The organism is Pseudoalteromonas sp. NH0006-26 (genome assembly GCF_057552415.1).
The window spans coordinates 33,475-53,044 of record NZ_BAAJMJ010000014.1; the positions used below are offsets into that span (position 1 = coordinate 33,475).

Here is a 19,570-nt window from a genome sequence, read left to right on the forward strand (position 1 = left end):
GCAACCATGATCCGATTTAATCGCGCAATTTCTCCTTTTTCTGTGCTGAGTTTTGACTTAGACGACACCTTGTACGATAACCGACCCATCATAACGGCGGCAGTTCAAGCGCAGCATGATTACTTAAACTCCTTGCCAGGTTATCGTCAACAAGGAGCTCAATTTTGGCAACAATGCCGTGAGCTCGCGGCGCTAAAGCAGCCAGAGCTTATTGATGATGTCACTCAATGGCGTAAGCATACCTTGCGCTTAGTATTGTCTGAATTAGGTTTTAAAGGTGATGAAATAGAGCATCATGCAAACATGGCATATCAAGCATTTGCTGATGAGCGAAGCAATATTACTGTGAGCACAGACGTACTGAAGTTGCTTGATAAACTAGGTCAGCACTACAGATTAATCGCCATTACCAATGGCAATGTTGAGGTTGAACGCTTTAATTTAAAAGACAAATTTGAACTAGTCCTACAGGCAGGGTTGCACGGTAAAGCAAAGCCGCACACAACATTATTTGATCAGGCTGCAACGCATTTAAATATTAAAAACAGCGAACTGTTACACATTGGCGATAGCCTTGATAGCGATGTTCAAGGTGCTAATAACGCGGGCTGTCAGTCTGTATGGTTAAATAATCAAGCACAAGCTTATGCCTACAAAGGGCTGGCTGATATTGAAATAACCAACATTCATGCATTAACCCATTTAATATAACCTATGCTTGTTTTACTAATAAGATAGGTTAGAGTTAGTTAATTAACGACATATTATAATAACAAGGACAGCGTATGACGCTCACAGATTACTTAACAACGCTCGCAGATGAGCCTAAAAGTATTAGCTTTGCTGATACTATGGCCGTTATTGATGAGCACTATACTTTTACAGCATGCAGTTTCAGTAACCATGGGTTATTGAGCTCTGCGAGTGAAAATAACGGTTCGTGCAAAATTTTTGCATTTGCTAAGCTCAACGGTCTTAGCAAACAAAATACCTTAGATTGCTTTGGTAAATTTTACCGTGAAGATGTACTAAACAACCCAAATGCCGATGACCACATGAATATTCGTACGTTTATGTTAGCGCCGGAGGCGACACCATTTTTAGGCATTAGCTTTGATGGCACGCCTTTAACCACAAAAAAATAACGCTTAAAACAGCGTTATTTAGCCACTATTAGCGGTTTTTCCATAAAGTAACGCGCACCACTAAGCGGGTAATTGTTAAGTTGATATTTAACCTGATAACCACGCTTTTCATAGAAAGGCTTGGCTTGAAAGTCTAAGGTGTCAAGCTGAGCCTGAACCGCGCCCATTTCAATTGCTGCATTTTCAAGTGATGTTAATAACGACTCAGCCAAGCCATTGCCTCGTGCCGATTCAGCACACCACAACCAACTTATTAGCAGCCAATTGCCAAATACATGACCACTTATACCGGCAACTAATTCATGCTGTTTATCGAGATATTTAAAGCCGAGAGCTTGGCGCTCTGCGTCGAAGTGTTGAGCATTAAACTCAAGCATATTAACACGCAGTGCTTGGTTTAATTGCTCAGTATTTTCTGCCTGCAATAGGTACATTGGCTATTCCAAATAGACCTATTTTAGCAAATACCTGATGTTAAAACAGGTTATTTTGTCCAAAGGGAACTTCAAGCATATTGCTAGAAATTTTTTCCGGTTGACCACACATTTCATCATAAGCGCTGGTATGCCTGAGCATCATTTGCGCATAAGCAATGTCTTCAAAGCGTTTTTGAATATGTAATGGGCTGACTGCCTTTACAAATTCACCATCGCTTTCTTGTACATAGTATTCAACATTATTAATGACAACAGACACTTGATACAAGGCCATTTCCAGTGAATGAACCACCACTTTTTGTAATGGCTGATGCTTTTTTAGTTCTGAAAATTGAATACCCATATTAACCTACCTACTGTTAAATTAACTGTCCAAGTAATCAATACGCAGCTTTGCTATAATCGCGATCAGATTTTTTTAATTACGCGCTATCATGGATACAAAAATTCGACTCGCAAAGTACATAGCGCATGCCGGTGTTTGCTCACGCAAGCAGGCCTCGCGTTTGATTGACGAAGGTGTGGTCATGATTAATAATCGCCCCGCAAATCATATTGATCATGTGGACGAAAACGACAGTGTCATTGTTAATGGCCAAGCCATTAAAGGCCCTGCCGATTTAGTCTACTTTGCTTATCACAAACCAGTAGGAATTGATTGTAAACTCAATCAGCACGACCCAAGCAGCCTTATTCATCACTTGCCACAACTAACACGGGTATACCCTATTGGTCGCCTTGATAAAGACTCACGCGGATTGCTTATTTTAACCAATGATGGGGATTTTTGTAACCAGCTGATCCACCCTGACTTTCATCAGCCTAAACGCTATTTAGTAACCGTCAATAAACCTTTAGATGCGGATTTTTGCGAAAAAATGGCTGCAGGCGTCCCTGTCGACAAGCAAATGACTTTGCCGTGTGAGGTGACTAAAATCACTGACAATCAGTTTAGTATTATTTTAAAACAAGGACTAAATCGACAAATTCGTAAAATGGCGCATTACTGTGGTTACAAAGTGATTGATTTATACCGCGTACAAATAAGTGAATTACTGTTAGACCATTTAAATTTACCTGAAAACCAGTTTATAAAAATTAATAAAAGCGACATTTTAGGCTAACAAGCTCACGCTACCCCCTCACTTTAATGCGATTAAAAAATATAAAATAAACTTGCAAAAATAGATTACAAGTGTAGTCTTAAATTAAAGATTACACTTGTAGGCAATAAAATGATCGAATTATCAAAAGCAGAATTTGAAGTACTCGATGCGCTATGGATTAGCTACCCCGCTAATGCCAGCCAAATTATTGAGCGCTTGAGTGATGATAAACAATGGCACGAAAAAACCATTAAAACCTTACTAGGTCGATTAGTTAAAAAAGGAGCGCTTAGCTTCGAAAAAGAAGGCCGCCAATATATTTACACCCCCTGTATAAATCGTGCTGATTACACCCAAAAAGAAAGCCAGAACTTTATTGAGCGTTTTTTTAGTGGCCGCATAGCTCCGTTGGTAAGTGGTTTTGCAAAATCAGAAAAACTCTCTCAACAAGATATAAACGAGCTTAAAAAAGTCATAGATGACTGGGAAAAAAACCAAAAGTAAGGGATTCTCATGGTTATTCAAACAAGCTTTAATTGGCTAATAGAGCAACAACTATTATTGAGTCTGTTGTTTGCAGGATTTGTTTTACTTGAGCGCTTTGGCTTAAAAGCAATTGGTTCGCAGCTTATTTATAAATTAGTGTGGTTAATACCAGCCTCGCTGCTTGTCGCTAATTTACCCAATGCAATTAGGCCATTACAAAACAGTCCAATTAGTCATTATATCATTACTCCAAATCAACCATTAATAAGCACTATTAGTATTAACTGGGCGCTATTTTATGTAGTTATTACGGCACTGCTTTTATTCGCCACTTGGATTATTCACCGCCGATTTGTAAGCAACCTACAGCTTTGTGAAGTAACAAATTTACAAGCAGAAATAAGCTCAGGGGTAAAAACCTTTACTAGTCATCAAGTGGCAACACCTATGGTAATTGGGGTACTAAATAGCAAGCTAGTTTTACCACACAACTACAATACTCTGTTTGATAAAGCTACATTGGCGCTTATTTTAGAGCACGAAAATGTGCATATAAAACGCAAAGATAACCTAACAAATGCGCTGCTATTACTGGCTACAATTTTAATGTGGTTTAACCCTTTAGCTTGGATGGCATACGCAAGCTGTAGACGTTTGCAGGAGCTAACTTGTGATGAACGGGTACTAAGTAATAAAACCACACAGCAACAAATTTTATACAGCAAAGCCTTAGTAAACTGCGCTGCCAATGCGCCAGCGGGTCTGATGGCTTATTCACACTACGGAGATAAAAAAACCATGTTACAACGACTTACTAATATCAAACATAACGGCGCACATTCGCGCCTAGCAAAAGGAAGCGCGTTACTTATAGCAGCAAGCTTGCTCAGTGGCTTAGCAGTAGCAAAGCAACCTGAAGCATCAGCTAAAAAAGAAACATCTATCGCTCCCGTAATGCGAATCGAACCGCTTTACCCAAAACAAGCGGCGGAACAAGGCATTAGCGGTTCAGTGGTATTAAAATACGACATAACCCCAGCAGGCAAAACAGCTAACATTACTGTTGTAAAAGCTGAACCAGAGGCCGTGTTTAACAAAGAAGCAAAAAGAGCACTGATGCAATGGCAATATACGCCTTCATCAATGGGACAACAGAACGTACTAATACAACTTGATTTTGCACTCAACAGTACAGTTACAAAAAGTGATTTAATAGAGCGAGTTAACATATCGCATTAATGGGAATAAGTGTTTAAGACTATAAAGCAAGCACCCTTTTAGGCTGCTTGCTTTGTGGTTTTTGCTTATTCTCGTTATAAACTGACGGCGATCATGCCAATAGCGGTCCCTATTCCCACCAGCCAAGTGAACGATCGAATAATATCGAGGTTTAAGTAATAAAAAACACAAAATAAAATACGCGCTACAATATGCGTCATCGCTAAAGTTTCGGTTACGGCATTAACATTATTGGTGCCTAACACCACAGCCAAAGCAACGGCAAATACCGCTAGCGACTCAAAACAATTTTGATGTGCGGCCAACGCCCTTGCTCCGAGCCCTGTAAGTTGCGTTTGTTGCTGGCGCGGATGTTTATTATCGTAACCACCGAGCTTATTCATTTCTATAATAGCTGGGATCCTTGCAACATAAGGCATGATCACTGCAATTAAGGCGCAAACCAATAAAGTTGTCATTATCATTCTCAAGTTATTATTTATAACTCAAAATAACACAGCAAAAAGAAAAAAGCCGCCAAATATGAATAACCTGAGCTCTGGCGGCTAGCAGTAACATCCCTCACACTATAGCCGATTTAAGCAGTGCGTCACTGTGGCAAATTGTCGCAGGTGATGAATATTCATTATGCCTTTTTGATGGTCGCTTTCATGTCACAGTACTGCTAAATTACTCCTCCGCTTATTGTATGTTGTTTAAGATGATTTGGATTTTACTGACTATTTTTGCTGCATTTATGCAGTCATGGCGTAATGCTCTGCAAAGTAAATTAAGCACTCATGTGAGCATTGCTGGCGTTACATTAGCCCGCTTTATTATGGCAAGCCCTATTGCTGGGCTGTATTTATATGCGCTTTATTATTACCAAGATGCTCCCTTTCCTTCATTCAACCCTTTATTTATTAGCTACATTATTGGTGCCAGCATAGTGCAAATTATTGCCACGGGACTCATGGTTAAATTATTTAAAATGAATAATTTTGCTGTAGGCGCCGGCCTAGCTAAAAGTGAAGCGCTTATGGCGGCCATACTCGGGTTACTGTTTTTTGGCTCAACGCTTTCATTACTTGGTTGGCTGGGCGTGTTTATTGGTGCAATTGCGGTATTGCTATTAAGTGGTATCGCCAATGTGAAACACTTTAGCTTAAAAACAGCATTAACAGGACTTGCCTGCGGCACTTCGTTTGCGTTGTCATCGTCATGGATCAGAGAAGCCAGTTTAAGCTCAGGTATAGCTTTTCCGTATGCGCCTGCATGGGTTTTATTGCTTGTTATTAGTTTACAAACACTGATGCTGTGTATTTATATTGCCTTAAAGGAACGCGATACATTTAAAACTATGTTTCAGCATAAGGGCATGACTTGTACGGTGAGTATATTTAGTTGCTTGGGATCAATAGGTTGGTTTAGCGCAATGAGCTTGCAACATGTTGCCTATGTAAAAACGCTCGGCCAGATAGAAGTATTTTTTACGATATTGATTGCTGTTTTATGGTTAAAACAACCGCTAAAACGCCAAGATAGCGCTGGGCTATTATTGATTGCAGTGGCCGCGATATTGGTAATGCTGCCGAGCAGCTAAAAAAGCGCAGGTATCAACCTGCGCTTGTTTAATCTAACAATTAATGACTAATTTTTAAGGTGATGACACCACAAATAATCATTAACACACCAGCAATACGACCAAACGTGGCGGCATCACCGTAAAATAATATACCCACTAAAAACGTACCAGCAGCACCAATACCCGTCCATACTGCGTACGACGTGCCCATAGATATTTGCTTTTGCGCCAACCACAACATAAAGCCGCTCGCGACCATAAACGCAATGGCAATCGCGATGCCCTGCCAGCGAGTTTCAGGGGTTTGAGAAATTTTTAACCCTATAGGCCAGCCAATCTCAAGTAACCCAGCAATAATTAAATACATCCACGCCATTAAATATCTCTCTTTTTCAATATCACTTCATACAAATCGTGACGGCGGTCTTTTAAGTTACGCACTGTCCCTTCACTGTGAAGAATTTTTAACTTATCCATATCTAAGTCGCTAAATAATAACATTTCTGTATTGGTGGTGGCTTCATTTAGTGTGGCATCGTGCGGAAATGAAAAGTCCGATGGGGTTAGTACCGCCGACTGTGAAAACTGCACATCTAAGCTTTCTACTTCAGGTAAGTTACCCACAGAGCCTGCAATAACCACATAACATTCGTTTTCAATGGCACGTGCTTGGGCACAATGGCGTACACGCAAGTAACTATTTTTAGTGTCAGTCCAAAATGGCACAAATAAAATATCCAAACCTTGGGTGGCCAAAATACGTGACAACTCAGGAAATTCGACATCATAACAAATTTGAATACCTACACGGCCTGCATCTGTATCGAATACAGCAATTTTATCACCGCCTTGAATAACCCAATCGTTTTGTTCATGCGGGGTAATATGAATTTTACGTTGCTCGTCTATTTTACCGCTGCGATGGCATAAATAACTAACGTTATATATTTTATCGTCTTCGGCAAGCGGCATTGAGCCGGTAATAATGTTGGCGTTGTATTCTATCGCCATACGCGACATGGCGTTTTTAAAGGTCTCAGTGTATTCGGCTAAATACCGAATTGCCTCGGTTTGGTTACTTTGTTCAGTTAATCCCATCAATGGCGCATTAAAAAACTCCGGGAATAAAATAAAATCGCTTTTGTAATCAGATACCGTATCAACAAAGTATTCAACTTGCTTAAGCATTTCTTCAACCGATTCAACACAGCGCATTTGCCATTGCACAGCTCCTACGCGCACGATTGATTTAGTTGACTCAATAACGGTGTCGGTTGGCTCATACATAATGTTATTCCACTCAAGTAATGTGGCATAACCGACCGACTCCTGATCTTCAGGTAAGTATTTTTTTAATAATCGTTTAACCTGAAAGTCATTGGCTAATTGAAAACTGAGTATGGGGTCATACAGCTCTTTTTGATCGACCTTAGCAATGTATTCCATCGGGGTCATTTCACTGCTGTGATTGTAATAACGCGGAATACGCCCACCCGCTAAAATAGCGCGTAAATTATACTGACGGCACAATTCTTTTCGCGCATCATATAAACGACGCCCTAAACGCATGCCACGGTATTGCTCACTAATGGCAACATCTAAACCGTATAAAGCATCCCCTGTGGTGTCGCTAAATACACGGTCGTGGCCGTCGGCAATATCTTCATAGGTATGCGGGTTTGAAAAACGCGCATAATCTACCTGTACACTCAGCGCTAAACCCACCAGCACGCCGTCATCCACAATACCTATTTGCCCTTCAGGGAACTGATCGATGAGTCTAAAAATAGTATGGCTTGGCCATGCGCCGCCTAGGTCGGGGTAAGCTTCGTCCATCAAGGTTTTAATTTGTGGGTATTGCTCTCGGGTTAAGTTACAAATTTCAAGATGGGTTTTTTCTGCCGACATACGCAACTCCTTGGGGCATGTAAGAATCAAAAAAGCTGAACACATGCTCAGCTTTATTAGGTTTATGCGTTTTTATTCGCGCTGTGCGCTACTTTAAACTGCGATAAAAAAGTGTGGTTACGCGCTCTTTAGGTAACCAATTTGCATATTCAAGGCCAAGTTCTGACAATGGGTCTGCTTTAAGTACCTGCTCTAAACTGGCGTCATTTTGCATTGCTTTTAGCATAACATCTTTCGCTTTTTGCACCAGCTTACGATACGTTATCAGTCCTGAACGGTCACTTAGTGGGCCATGACCGGGAATAACTTGGGTTTTATCATCAATCTGATTAATAACATCATCAACCGCCGCTAATACACCGTCAACACTGCCACCACTGTCTACATCAACAAACGGGAGGCTACCAAAGTTAAAATAAATGTCTCCCATATGCACAATATTATCATTATTGAAAAAAATCACCGCATCGCCATCGGTGTGAGCATGTTGATAATGCACAACATGCGCTTGCTCATTATTAAAGTGCAGTGTTAAATCATGACCAAAACTAATCCGTGGTAGGTAATCAGACCCTTCGCCATGTTTTTCTTTTAAGCGTTTATGTACATTATTGTGGGCAATAACATGAGCACCGGCTTTAGCAAAATTTTCGTTACCCCCGGTGTGATCGCCATGATGGTGGGTGTTAATTACAAACTCAGCACTGCCAGGTTTTAAGTCGCTAATGGTTTTTTTAATATCATCTGAGAGTTTGGCAAACTGATCATCAATGATATATATGCCATCATCCCCTACGCTGGCTGCAATGTTGCCACCTTGTCCGTATAGGACGTATACATGCTCGCTCAGTTGCTTAGCTGAAACTGGGTTGTCATCCGCTGCCGCGTAGTTGCTCAGTAGTAAAGTCGTTATTAATGCCGGTAGTAATTTTTTCATTGTTGTAACCCTATAATTAATAATCATGGTTATAAAACGTGGTAGCGACTTATTTAGCTCACTCTGCACCCAAAGCTAGTCGCTCATCGGCGCTATTTCAATTTGATGCATGAATGTTTGCGGTAACAATGGAGTGTGCTTTCCTTCTACATATTCATCAAAACCAGCTCGATAAAATTCAGAAAGTGGGTGACCTGATTGCCCACCAGGCACAGTTAAAATAGCACTTTCTAAATGTCCAGGTTGGGCAATAAATCGCTGTGATGCACCAAAACCGCGTTTTTGCACCGCTGGCATATAACTATCGCCAAACCCCGGCGCTGTTGGCATGTTAAGTAACTTACTCAGTATCGGTATTTGTTTAGCAAATGGGTGTTCAATTGTTAATTCGTTTACTTTACCCCATTGCCAATTTTGCATGTTACTACCAAACTTTGCTGTTAACTGTGTGAGTGTTTGCTCAAAGGCTCCTTGTAATTGCTGCTCCCAATTAGCAAACTGCGGGTTAACCCAACTTGTTGGCTGCGCTTTTATTAATTGCCAAACAGCGGGCTCTAAATCGCGTTTTACATAACTCAATGTACCATCCTGCTGATTGAGGCTCGCTTCGATACTACTAAACAAAATATTTATTAGCTCATCACGATACGTCTTTACTAATGTATAACCAACAGAGGTTGAGCAGGCGCATTGCTGCCAATTATCTAGTGCATTGATATAATTTGCATAGTGTTCTGGCTGCTGTTTTAACTGCTCAAGTAATAAGCCATGCCAAGGAGTTAAAAAACGCGCCTGATTGTCTAGCTGTAATTGATAAAAGTCGTTTTCGTTAAACTGCTGTTTTTCAAACAACCGATCGCGAATTTGCGTCGCACGAGCACCTAGGGCATAGCCGCCATTACCAAAACGTGCATTATCCTCAGCAGAAACCACTCGCGAATTCCCTGTCCATAGGCGCCCACTCTGAGGGTTTTTAACAAACGGGCGAATAACTTCATTTTGCTGCCAAGTTGCTGAATACTCATTTTCATTAATGGCTAACTCACTGGGTGCTGTTCGCGCAGGAATACCACCCATGTGTTTCCAAGCGGCACTGCCTTGGCTATCTACCACCATTAAGTTTTGTACTGGAATACCCACGTTACTTGCAATGTTAAGGGCATCATCCACTGTTTCAGCCTGCTCAAGCTGCAACAATTGCATATCAACGGCATACGGCTGATGCGCTGCCCAACTTAAGGCATAAGGCTGATTGTTGATGTATTTAACAGGGCCATACTCACTTAGCGTTAAGGGATAGATTTCATCGTTGCCATTATCCAAGGTAATTACTTCATTTACTTGCCACGTTTTACTGCTATCAGTTAATGCCACCCAGTCGGCTGTATCTATATAACCATTAGTAAATCCCCATGCAATTTTATTATTACTGCCAACCACAATGGCAGGCGCCCCTGGTAACGAAACACCGGTTACTTGATAAGCTTGATTGTCATGGGTGTAATTAAGTTGTGCGCGATACCAAATAACCGGCACCGCCATTGATAAATGCATATCATCTGAAAGCATCGCAGCTTGGGTATTAGTTAAGTCTGCGGTTACTGCCCAGTTATTACTGCCTACTTCTAAATTAGCGGTAATAGTTTTAATCGCCGCTAATGACTGCGTTGGTAACTGGGGTATAGTTTGGGTATAAGGTGTTAAAACACTGCCATCTAATGCTGCTTGGTATTGGCTTGGTTGAGTTAAAAATTCAACCATTTTTGCGCCGTATTGCTGCTGTATTTGAATTAAAGCTTGGTCGCGTTCAAAGGTGGCGGTTTGTAAGTCTAGGTACATGCTAAAAATAACTAACAGGCTATCTTCACTTTGCCATGGCTGTTGCTCAGCCCCTGTGAGTAAGTATTCAAAGCTTGGGTACCCTACTTGCGCAAGTCCTTCGTTTACTCCTTGAGCATAACTTTTTAGTAGTTGCTTATCGGCTTCAGGGAGAGTTTTTAAAATAGCTTGGCTACGTTTACGTAATTGATGAAAGCGCATTTTTTTATCAAGAGCAAGCGCAGCTTTACCAAATAGCTCACTGAGCTCACCAGCGGCATTACGTCTAAGTAAATCCATTTGAAAAAAGCGATCTTGCCCGTGAGCATAACCTAAGCCATAGGCAGCATCGTGGCGAGTTGCTGCAGTAATAACAGCTTGGCCAAGCGTATCTCGAGCAACTTTAACAGGCTGTGTCACCGCATCGCTTCGACCTTTACCATCAAGGGTAGGTAAACTTAAGGTCAAAACGCCGTAAACAATGGCAGTACCAGCGAGCGCTAAAACCACAACAACCAATAGCAACCGCTTGATTACTTTAAACATAAATATACCCTTCAACTTTTTCAATAAACTATTATTAGCATATATTCATAATCGTTCTATTAAAAACGCTACGAAAAGCGGGTAAAGGGTGAAATAAACATCAAAATCCACGATAATACACAGTTCATGTATTGTGCAGACCTAGTTGAGATCAAAATGACTGAAAAAACATTTATTAAAGGTAAAGACCGCGATTTAGAGTCGTCTATCTCTACCATGCAAAACAAGCTAAAAGCGCTAAATATTAATATTGAAGAAGCGCTATGGCTTAACCCTGTAGCAAACTGTTATTCAGTTCATATAAAAGATAGCGACTGTGGTGTGATGTTTACTAACGGTAAAGGTGCCACTGATAAAGCCTCTATCGCTTCTGCGTTAGGTGAATATTTTGAGCGCTTAAGCTGTAACTACTTTTTTGCTGATTTTTACTTAGGTGAAGAATTTGCCAATGGTGACTTTACTCATTACCCGAACGAAAAATGGTTTAAAGTAGCAGAAGATGAAGTACCACAAGGGATTATGGATGAGAGCTTATGGGATTACTTCGACCCAGAGCGTGAATTAACCGCTTCACACCTTTATGACTTTAATTCTGGCAATTTTGAACGTGGTATTTGTACTGTACCTTATACTCGCCAGCGCGACGGCCAAGAAATTTATATTCCGGTGAACGTGATTGGTAATATTTTTGTATCCAATGGTATGAGTGCTGGTAATACTAAATTTGAAGCCCGTGTACAGGGGTTATCTGAGGTATTTGAACGCGCTATTAAAAACCGTATTATTGCCGAAGGCATTAGCTTACCTATCGTGCCTGAAGAAATAGTAAAACAATACCCTAAAATTCATGAAGCCTGTGAAGAGTTGCGTAGCCATGGTTTCCATTTACGTATTGCGGATGCCTCACTTGGCGGTAAATACCCTGTAATGAGTGTTACGCTAATCAACCCAGTAGATGGCTCTGTATTTGCTTCTTTTGGTGCTCACCCTTCATTTGAAGTAGCGCTAGAGCGTACCGTTACCGAATTACTGCAAGGTCGTCGCCTAGATCAACTAGACGTATTCCAACCTGCTACTTTTGACAACGACGAAGTGGCCACACCTGAAAACATTGAACTGCACTTTATTGATTCAAGCGGTTTAATTTCACATGACTTTTTCCGTTCTGAAGCTGACTTTGAATTTGTACATTGGGACTTTAGTGGCTCAACTGAGCAAGAATATAACTTCTGTACTGATTTAATTCACAGCATGGGCCATGATATCTACATCATGGATTACACCCATTTAAATGTGTATGCATGTCGTATTTTAGTGCCTGGCATGTCTGATATTTATCCGGTAGATGAGCTTATTTGGCGTAATAATAACGAAGGGGCTAAATTCCGTGAAACCTTCCTATCACTAGATCAGTATGACACTGAGCAACTGATGGAAATTTACGATAGCTTAGAAGAAGCTGGCCACAGCGATATTATTCGCGCAGCTGAATTTATTGGCTTAGCAACCGATGCTGACACGCCTTGGCATACCCTACGCATTGGTGAACTGAAAGCGCACCTGTGCTTAGCGGCAGGTAGCGAAGAAGCGATTGATTGGGTTGACTGGATTTTACATACCGGCCAAGTTAATGAAGATGCGATGCGTCATTTCCGTTGTTTAAAAGCAATCCTTGAAATTAAATATGATGACGAACGTGAGTATGCAAGCTACCAAGACGCTTTAGGGCTTATGTTTGGCGCTAACAATGTAACCCTAGCGATTGAGATTGCAGAAGGTCGCACACGCTTTAACGGCTTAACCTTCCCAGGTTTATCGCTTGAAGGCTTTAAAAAGCATGCCGCATTACTGGATGGCTACCGTAAGTTACATGTTGCGAAACAGCAGCATTGGGCACGAGAAGTCAGTGATTCATAATATCTGAGCTTGTTTAAAGTTAAAAAGAAAATGGCGCATATTTCACTGCGCCATTTTTGTTTCTGGTGTTAATTAGCTATAGTTAAGCTTTCTATATTAACAATTTAATTACACCCTATGTGGCAACAGCGTAAAAGTAAACGCACATCTGTTTATAATCTTAAACTTACCTTTTTATTTGCAATCAGTTTAATTGTAATAACAAGCTTAGTGCTTGATCGGCTGAACTATAATCGTGCAAAAGATGCTTACCGTTTACAAGTACTTTCTCAAGTAAGCACCTACAGAGCCCAGCTTGAAGCTACTTTAGTCTCGAATATTCAGTTAATACGTGGTTTGGCTGTGGCCGTTGCAGCCGAGCCAAATTTGAGCCAAACTCGCTTTGGGCAAATTGCCGCTCCGCTGTTTAACACCTCTAACGAACTACGTAATATTGGTGCTGCACCTAACATGGTCATCACAATGACCTACCCGCTTAAAGGGAATGAAAAAGCTATTGGACTCAATTTTTTAGAAAATAAAGCGCAACGCGATGATGCTATTAAAGCACGCGACACTAATACTATTGTAATGGCTGGGCCGCTCACGTTAGCCCAAGGTAGTGAAGCTTTGATTGCACGAGTGCCGGTTTATTTACCTGAAGACCAATCTTTTTGGGGGCTGCTTTCTGTGGTGCTCGATCTAGAAAAAGTCTATAACAACGCAGGGATTTTCGAATTACAAAAAAAATACACTGTTGCTATTCAAGGGCGTAACGGGTTAGGTAAACAAGGTGAGTTTTTCTTTGGCGACCCAACAATTACCAGCCAAAATCCGCTTGAGTTTAGCCTAAACTTCCAAGGCGGAGCTTGGCAGCTCTATGTAGTGCCAAAAACAGGTTGGCAGCCAGCATCGTCGTCTATCTGGCCATTACGTATCGTTATCATTGTTATTTTGAGTTTACTTATTTTTGCATTTTTATTGTTTTTAAAAATGCTCAATAGAGAACACGAAAACGAAAAAATGCTCGAGGTAATGAGTAACCTAGCGCAAGTGGGTGCATGGTCATTTAATTTAGAAAAAAAACAGGTGTTTTGGTCAGACATGACCAAAAAGATATTTGAATACCCTTTAGATAAGCAACCTAAATGGTCATCCGATTTATATTATTTTAAAGAAGGTAAAAGCAGAGATAAGGCAGCTGAACTAATTACTAGGGCGGTTAAATATAGTGAAAGTTACGAAGCCGAACTAGAAGTTATTAATGCCAAAGGCGAAGTGATTTGGGCGCTAATACATGGAGAAGCAGAGCATAAAAATGGGCGTTGTATTAGAATATTCGGCTCATTACAAAATATAGATGCCCGTAAAAAAGTAGCAATAGAAGATCAAAAAATAGCTCGCTTTAACGAAACCTTAGCATCGCTAACTATTAGCGACCACATATTAAATGGTAAATTGAGCGAATCAAAAGAGCTTATTACTCGTGCGGTGTGCCGTGCACTTAAAGTGAATACTGTGAGTATTCGCGTGTTTGATAAACACAAAACTCAGCTGAGTCCTATTGCAAGCTATAGCCAAAATAACAGTGATAACAATACCCCTTGGCGCCAGCAAGACATCCCTGATTTTTTTACCAGCTTAGAGAACAAAGCCGTTTTTAGCGCCCAGAACGCTCAGCAACAAGCTTCCCTCGCCCCTATAGCAAAAAGCTATCTAGAGCCATCATCCATTAAAGCAATGCTCTGTGTGATGATCCCCGCGGGCAGCGGCTCTATAGGTGTGGTGTGCGCAGAGCAAGCAACCGTTAGAGCATGGACGCAAAACGAAGAAGGTTTTTTAATTGCCATCGGGGCATTAATAGGAAGTCTTCACTCTAGTGAACAACGCATAGAGACTGAAGCAGAATTGGTCAAAGCAAAAGAAGCCGCAGAACAAGCTGTGATTGCTAAAAGTGAGTTTTTAGCTAGCATGAGTCATGAAATTCGTACCCCGATGAATGGGGTTTTAGGCATGCTTAACCTTATTCAAACGACCTCGCTTGATCAGCAGCAACGTCACCATATCAAACTGGCTCAATCGTCAGCGGAATCTCTATTAGGAATTATTAATGATATTTTAGACTTTTCTAAAATAGAAGCTGGTAAGTTAGACATAGAAAACATTCAATTTAATCTACCCAAATTACTCGGTGAAATTGTTGAGTCGTTTGCGCTCAAGGCCGAAAGTAATAACACCCAATTAATTTTAGATACTACGCATGTAAGCACCAGTGAGATTGTGTGTGATCCAAATAGGTTGCGACAAATTTTAAATAACTTGATTGCCAATGCCGTAAAATTCACTCAAAACGGACAAGTACTGGTAACCGCCACCATAGAAAAAACTCTCGACAATACAACTTTAGAGTGCGCGATTATTGATACCGGCATTGGTATTAGTTTAGATAAGCAAAAACAGTTATTTGACTCTTTTACTCAAGCTGATGCATCAACAACGCGCCAATATGGCGGCACTGGTTTAGGTTTGGCAATAGTTAAGCAGCTGTGCGAACTCATGGGAGGCGAAGTAAGTGTAAATAGCTTACCCAATGAAGGCAGCACCTTTGCTTTTTCAGTCAAAATTACCTCAGTGATAGACCAAGCATTTGATTTAGATTGCCAACATATACAAGCAAAGCGGATCCTGATTGTTGATAATAGTGAAATGAATGCCACCATCACCGAGAAGCAATTAATGCTATGGGGCGCAGATGTCAGCGTAGTGTGCGACTATGAAGAAGTTGAAACTTATATCAGTAACCATCAACAAATGCCCCCAGATGTGGCAATTATTGACAGTAGCTTTTTGGAGCCTGTAGCACACCCTCAGGCTGAAAAGCTGAAACATTTTTTAGAGAAAAGCCACATTTTGATTATGGCTCCAATGAGTTCTTCAAAAAGCAGTTTATTTTATGGAGACAAGGAAAATGCCTTAATTTTTAAACCACTCACCGCTATTGATTTATATGACACGCTGGTAAAAGGAACATTGGCAGAACAACCCAAAGAGGTAGAGCTCTCTGCGATGAATACCCCGAAAAAAGCGAAAGGCCATGTATTGTTAGTTGAGGATAACAAAGTAAATCAAGTGGTTGCCTGTGCATTATTAAAACAAGCCGAGCTCACTTTTGATATTGCAGAGGATGGCGAGGATGCACTAACTAAATTAAACCAAGCAACTGCAAACACTTATCAACTTATTCTAATGGATTGCCAAATGCCTATTATGGATGGTTACCAAGCAACCATGGCTATTAGAGAGGGCCTTGCGGGTCAAGAGAATCGAGCCATTCCCATTATTGCTCTTACGGCTAATGCAATGCACGGAGATAAAGAGAAGTGCTTAAACGCTGGTATGAATGACTATTTAAGTAAGCCTCTCGATGGCCCCGCTATGCATGCTAAATTGCAACAATGGCTTAGCGCTAAATAACAGTGTAAGCTTAAAATAGAATCGATGAAGTAAGGGATATTATGCAGTTATCAGTTGAACAACAAAGAGTTATTGGCTGTTTATTGGAAAAGCAAACAACAACGCCTGAACATTACCCGCTATCATTAAATGCTTTAACGAATGCCTGTAACCAAAAATCAAACCGCGCTCCTGTGCTCGACTTAAGTCAACAGCAAGTTCAGGCGACTATCGCCGAGCTAATCGACTTACGCTTAGTAACAGAAGATGAAGGCCTCAGTAGCCGCGTATCTAAGTACGACCATCGCTTTTGTAATACCCCATTTAGCCACTTACAATTTAACGCACAACAACGCGCTATTATTTGTTTATTATTATTGCGAGGTGCCCAAACACCTGGTGAATTAAAAACCCGTTGCGCTCGCTTAGCTTATTTTAACAATGTTGACGACGTTGAAGCAGCGCTTGCACAATTGATTGAAAATAGCCATGTTAAGAAGCTACCTCGTGAGTCTGGTAAACGTGATAGTCGTTATATCCATTTATTTGCAGCTCCTTCTTCAGAGAACGATGACCCTGTAGCAACACAAACCATGACAGACGAGCTAGAAAATCGAGAGCTCAATGACCTACTCGCTGAAATTGACGAACTAAAAGATCAACTTAAACAAATAAAAGAGTATATAGGGCTTTAATTGTGTAATTTGAAATCACATAATAGCTATTCTTTTTTGAGCATTAAAACTTTTTAACTTTAAGGAGCGGGCCATGCGCGCCGAAATTATGGCTGAGATGAAAGTTCAGCCTAGTATTGATGTAAACGCTGAAATTAAACGCCGAATAGACTTTATTAAAGCACGTTTAAAAGCCGCATACTCAACCTCACTGGTACTGGGTATTAGTGGTGGCGTAGACTCATCAACCTGTGGCCGATTATGCCAACTTGCTATTAATGAACTTAATCAAGAGCACCAAGACACGCAATATCAATTTATTGCTGTGCGCCTACCTTATGGCGTTCAAGCAGATGAAAGCGAAGCACAAATGGCGGTTGATTTTATTCAACCTAGCACGCGTATGACAGTCAATATTCAGCCTGCTACCGACGCGCTGCACGAGCAAACAATGGCAACTTTAGCAGGAAATAGCCAACCTCTGCCAACACAAGAAAAAATAGACTTTATTAAAGGTAATGTGAAAGCACGCCAACGCATGATTGCACAATACGAAATTGCTGGGTTTTGCCAAGGACTCGTTGTAGGTACCGACCATAGCGCCGAAAATATTACCGGTTTTTATACTAAGTTTGGCGATGGCGCCTGTGATTTAGCCCCTTTGTTTGGTCTCTCTAAACGTCAAGTAAGAGCACTGGCAACAGAGTTAGGCGCACCTGCACTGTTAGTTGAAAAAGCACCTACTGCCGATTTAGAAAGTGATAGACCAGGTTTGACTGACGAAGAAGCGCTTGGCTTAAGCTATGAAGAGATTGATGACTTCTTAGAAGGCAAGCCGGTTTCAGAGTATGTGGAGCAAACGCTGATTGCTATTTTCCAGCGCACGCAACATAAGCGCCAGCCGATCCCAACAGTATACGATGCTTTTTAAATCAATATTATAAGTATAACTTAACTGATCTAGCCGCTTATATATTTCGTAAAAATGGCGTGAAAATAAGCGGCTTAAATTTTTAACGGTTAACCTTAACGCTTGCCAACAGAGAGTTTTATATTTTATGACACCCCCTATTTTGATTACTGGTGCAGGACAACGCATAGGCCTTGCGCTCGCACAGCATTTTATAGCCCAAGGGCAAGCGGTCATTATTACTTACCGTACCCGTCATGAGGCTGTAGATTTGTTAGAGCAACAAGGGGCGACTTGTCTTTATGCTGACTTTAGTTCTGATCAGGGTATTAGTACTTTTATTACATTACTTAAAGCACATACAGAATCACTAAAGGCGATAATTCATAACGCATCAAGCTGGGACTGCGAAGCTAATAACCCACAGTTTGAGCAATTGTTTGATAACATGATGCGTATTCATGCCAAAGCCCCTTATTTAGTCAACTTACACTGCGCTGATTTGCTGATGCGTTACCACGCAGAGTCTAATCAACCGGCAGATATTATTCATCTCACTGATTATGTAGTTGAAACGGGCAGCCCAAAGCACCTTGCTTATGCGGCCAGCAAAGCCGCATTGGATAATTTAACTAAATCATTTAGCGCTAAATTTGCACCGCAGATAAAAGTAAACGCTATTGCTCCTTCATTGATTATTTTTAACCAACACGATGATGAGCAATACCGAGCAAAAACATTGAAAAAATCATTAATGGGCATAGAACCTGGATGCCAAGAAATTATCAATAGTATTGACCTACTACTGAACAGCCATTACATCACAGGCCGCGCTTTACCTGTTGATGGTGGTCGCCATCTTAAGTAAGTCATCTAATAAAACTGAGAAACTTATGCATAATGAATTAAAAGAAAGCTATCAAAAAATTATAACCGCGGTAGGTGAGGATGCAGAACGCGAAGGGTTGCTAGACACCCCAAAACGCGCAGCAAAAGCGATGGAGTACCTAACTCAAGGGTACCGCCAAACGCTTAACGAAATCACGAATAATGCCGTGTTTACCTCAGATGCTGACGACATGGTATTGATACAAGATATAGAGCTTTACTCTATGTGTGAGCATCACTTATTACCATTTATTGGTCGTTGCCACATTGCTTATATTCCTGATGGCAAAGTATTAGGTTTATCTAAGTTTGCACGTATTGTGGATATGTTCTCTCGCCGTTTTCAAATTCAAGAGCAACTTACCCATCAAATTGCCAAAGCGGTCGAGGAAGTAACTGGTGCCAAAGGTGTAGGCGTCATTGTTGAAGCAAAGCACATGTGTATGATGATGCGTGGCGTAGAAAAACAAAACTCAAGTATGCGTACCTCGGTTATGCTTGGTAACTTTAGAGCCGATCCGAAAACACGTAATGAGTTTTTACAGCTGATCAAAGGATAATGT

19 protein-coding genes are annotated in these 19,570 nt (G+C 40.9%); 12 read left to right on the forward strand and 7 right to left on the reverse strand.

Annotated elements, in window-relative coordinates; all coding sequences use genetic code 11:
- The first annotated feature begins 6 nt into the window (after positions 1 to 6).
- Together AC27JR_RS16130 and AC27JR_RS16135 are read left to right on the forward strand one after the other, a co-directional pair.
- Positions 7 to 711, forward strand: coding sequence for an HAD-IA family hydrolase (locus AC27JR_RS16130; protein WP_487174155.1), 705 nt, complete (start codon positions 7 to 9; stop codon positions 709 to 711).
- Positions 712 to 785: 74 nt separating this feature from the next.
- Positions 786 to 1,145 carry a HopJ type III effector protein gene (locus AC27JR_RS16135; RefSeq protein ID WP_008468568.1) on the forward strand — a complete coding sequence of 120 codons (360 nt, stop codon included), beginning with the start codon at positions 786 to 788 and terminating at the stop codon, positions 1,143 to 1,145.
- Between the two features lie 14 nt (positions 1,146 to 1,159).
- Here AC27JR_RS16135 and AC27JR_RS16140 read toward each other — a convergent pair whose 3' ends face one another.
- Both AC27JR_RS16140 and AC27JR_RS16145 read right to left on the reverse strand, forming a co-directional pair.
- Positions 1,160 to 1,579: a GNAT family N-acetyltransferase gene (locus tag AC27JR_RS16140; RefSeq protein ID WP_487174157.1), complete on the reverse strand. Its 420-nt coding sequence runs from the start codon at positions 1,577 to 1,579 to the stop codon at positions 1,160 to 1,162.
- Positions 1,580 to 1,619: 40 nt separating this feature from the next.
- Positions 1,620 to 1,925 carry a DUF6482 family protein gene (locus AC27JR_RS16145; RefSeq protein ID WP_008109023.1) on the reverse strand — a complete coding sequence of 102 codons (306 nt, stop codon included), beginning with the start codon at positions 1,923 to 1,925 and terminating at the stop codon, positions 1,620 to 1,622.
- A gap of 91 nt (positions 1,926 to 2,016) precedes the next feature.
- On the opposite strand from AC27JR_RS16145, the gene AC27JR_RS16150 reads away from it, so the two are divergent.
- From AC27JR_RS16150 to AC27JR_RS16160, 3 genes are all read left to right on the forward strand, one after another.
- Positions 2,017 to 2,706, forward strand: coding sequence for a pseudouridine synthase (locus tag AC27JR_RS16150; RefSeq protein WP_487174158.1), 690 nt, complete (start codon positions 2,017 to 2,019; stop codon positions 2,704 to 2,706).
- Positions 2,707 to 2,817: 111 nt separating this feature from the next.
- The gene (locus tag AC27JR_RS16155; RefSeq protein ID WP_054202882.1) at positions 2,818 to 3,192 is read left to right on the forward strand and encodes a BlaI/MecI/CopY family transcriptional regulator; all 375 of its coding nucleotides are present in this window, start codon (positions 2,818 to 2,820) and stop codon (positions 3,190 to 3,192) included.
- 9 nt (positions 3,193 to 3,201) lie between these two features.
- A complete protein-coding gene (locus AC27JR_RS16160) occupies positions 3,202 to 4,413 on the forward strand; it encodes a M56 family metallopeptidase (RefSeq protein WP_039038200.1) in 1,212 nt (403 codons plus the stop codon).
- Positions 4,414 to 4,487: 74 nt separating this feature from the next.
- Here AC27JR_RS16160 and AC27JR_RS16165 read toward each other — a convergent pair whose 3' ends face one another.
- Positions 4,488 to 4,871: an MAPEG family protein gene (locus AC27JR_RS16165; protein WP_138571066.1), complete on the reverse strand. Its 384-nt coding sequence runs from the start codon at positions 4,869 to 4,871 to the stop codon at positions 4,488 to 4,490.
- A 242-nt stretch (positions 4,872 to 5,113) separates the two neighbouring features.
- Here AC27JR_RS16165 and AC27JR_RS16170 point away from each other — a divergent pair, with 242 nt between their 5' ends.
- Positions 5,114 to 5,995: a multidrug transporter gene (locus tag AC27JR_RS16170; protein ID WP_487174159.1), complete on the forward strand. Its 882-nt coding sequence runs from the start codon at positions 5,114 to 5,116 to the stop codon at positions 5,993 to 5,995.
- A gap of 40 nt (positions 5,996 to 6,035) precedes the next feature.
- On the opposite strand, the gene AC27JR_RS16175 is transcribed toward AC27JR_RS16170, so the two are convergent.
- From AC27JR_RS16175 to AC27JR_RS16190, 4 genes are all read right to left on the reverse strand, one after another.
- Entirely contained in the window at positions 6,036 to 6,353 is a 318-nt protein-coding gene (locus AC27JR_RS16175; protein WP_010392612.1) for a DMT family transporter, read from the reverse strand.
- Positions 6,353 to 7,885 (reverse strand): bifunctional GNAT family N-acetyltransferase/carbon-nitrogen hydrolase family protein, encoded by a 1,533-nt coding sequence (locus tag AC27JR_RS16180; RefSeq protein WP_010392609.1) that lies wholly within the window; start codon positions 7,883 to 7,885, stop codon positions 6,353 to 6,355. Before AC27JR_RS16180 ends, AC27JR_RS16175 begins: the two co-directional genes overlap by 1 nt.
- An 88-nt stretch (positions 7,886 to 7,973) precedes the next feature.
- A complete protein-coding gene (locus tag AC27JR_RS16185; protein ID WP_008109010.1) occupies positions 7,974 to 8,822 on the reverse strand; it encodes an MBL fold metallo-hydrolase in 849 nt (282 codons plus the stop codon).
- A 75-nt stretch (positions 8,823 to 8,897) separates the two neighbouring features.
- Entirely contained in the window at positions 8,898 to 11,186 is a 2,289-nt protein-coding gene (locus AC27JR_RS16190; RefSeq protein ID WP_487174160.1) for a penicillin acylase family protein, read from the reverse strand.
- 156 nt (positions 11,187 to 11,342) lie between these two features.
- On the opposite strand from AC27JR_RS16190, the gene ycaO reads away from it, so the two are divergent.
- The 6 genes from ycaO (at position 11,343) to folE (ending at position 19,567) form a co-directional block, all read left to right on the forward strand.
- On the forward strand, positions 11,343 to 13,103 hold the full coding sequence (gene ycaO / locus AC27JR_RS16195) for a 30S ribosomal protein S12 methylthiotransferase accessory factor YcaO (RefSeq protein ID WP_008109006.1): 1,761 nt from the start codon (positions 11,343 to 11,345) through the stop codon (positions 13,101 to 13,103).
- Between the two features lie 117 nt (positions 13,104 to 13,220).
- Positions 13,221 to 16,556, forward strand: a complete 3,336-nt coding sequence (locus AC27JR_RS16200; protein WP_487174161.1) for an ATP-binding protein — start codon at positions 13,221 to 13,223, stop codon at positions 16,554 to 16,556.
- Between the two features lie 41 nt (positions 16,557 to 16,597).
- Positions 16,598 to 17,230 carry a YceH family protein gene (locus tag AC27JR_RS16205; protein WP_487174162.1) on the forward strand — a complete coding sequence of 211 codons (633 nt, stop codon included), beginning with the start codon at positions 16,598 to 16,600 and terminating at the stop codon, positions 17,228 to 17,230.
- Positions 17,231 to 17,303: 73 nt separating this feature from the next.
- Positions 17,304 to 18,140 (forward strand): ammonia-dependent NAD(+) synthetase, encoded by an 837-nt coding sequence (gene nadE / locus AC27JR_RS16210; RefSeq protein WP_008108999.1) that lies wholly within the window; start codon positions 17,304 to 17,306, stop codon positions 18,138 to 18,140.
- Positions 18,141 to 18,267: 127 nt separating this feature from the next.
- Complete coding sequence (gene folM, locus AC27JR_RS16215; protein WP_131690252.1) at positions 18,268 to 18,987, forward strand: dihydromonapterin reductase; 720 nt, start codon at positions 18,268 to 18,270, stop codon at positions 18,985 to 18,987.
- A 25-nt stretch (positions 18,988 to 19,012) separates the two neighbouring features.
- The gene (gene folE, locus AC27JR_RS16220) at positions 19,013 to 19,567 is read left to right on the forward strand and encodes a GTP cyclohydrolase I FolE (RefSeq protein WP_008108996.1); all 555 of its coding nucleotides are present in this window, start codon (positions 19,013 to 19,015) and stop codon (positions 19,565 to 19,567) included.
- Positions 19,568 to 19,570 lie beyond the last annotated feature (3 nt).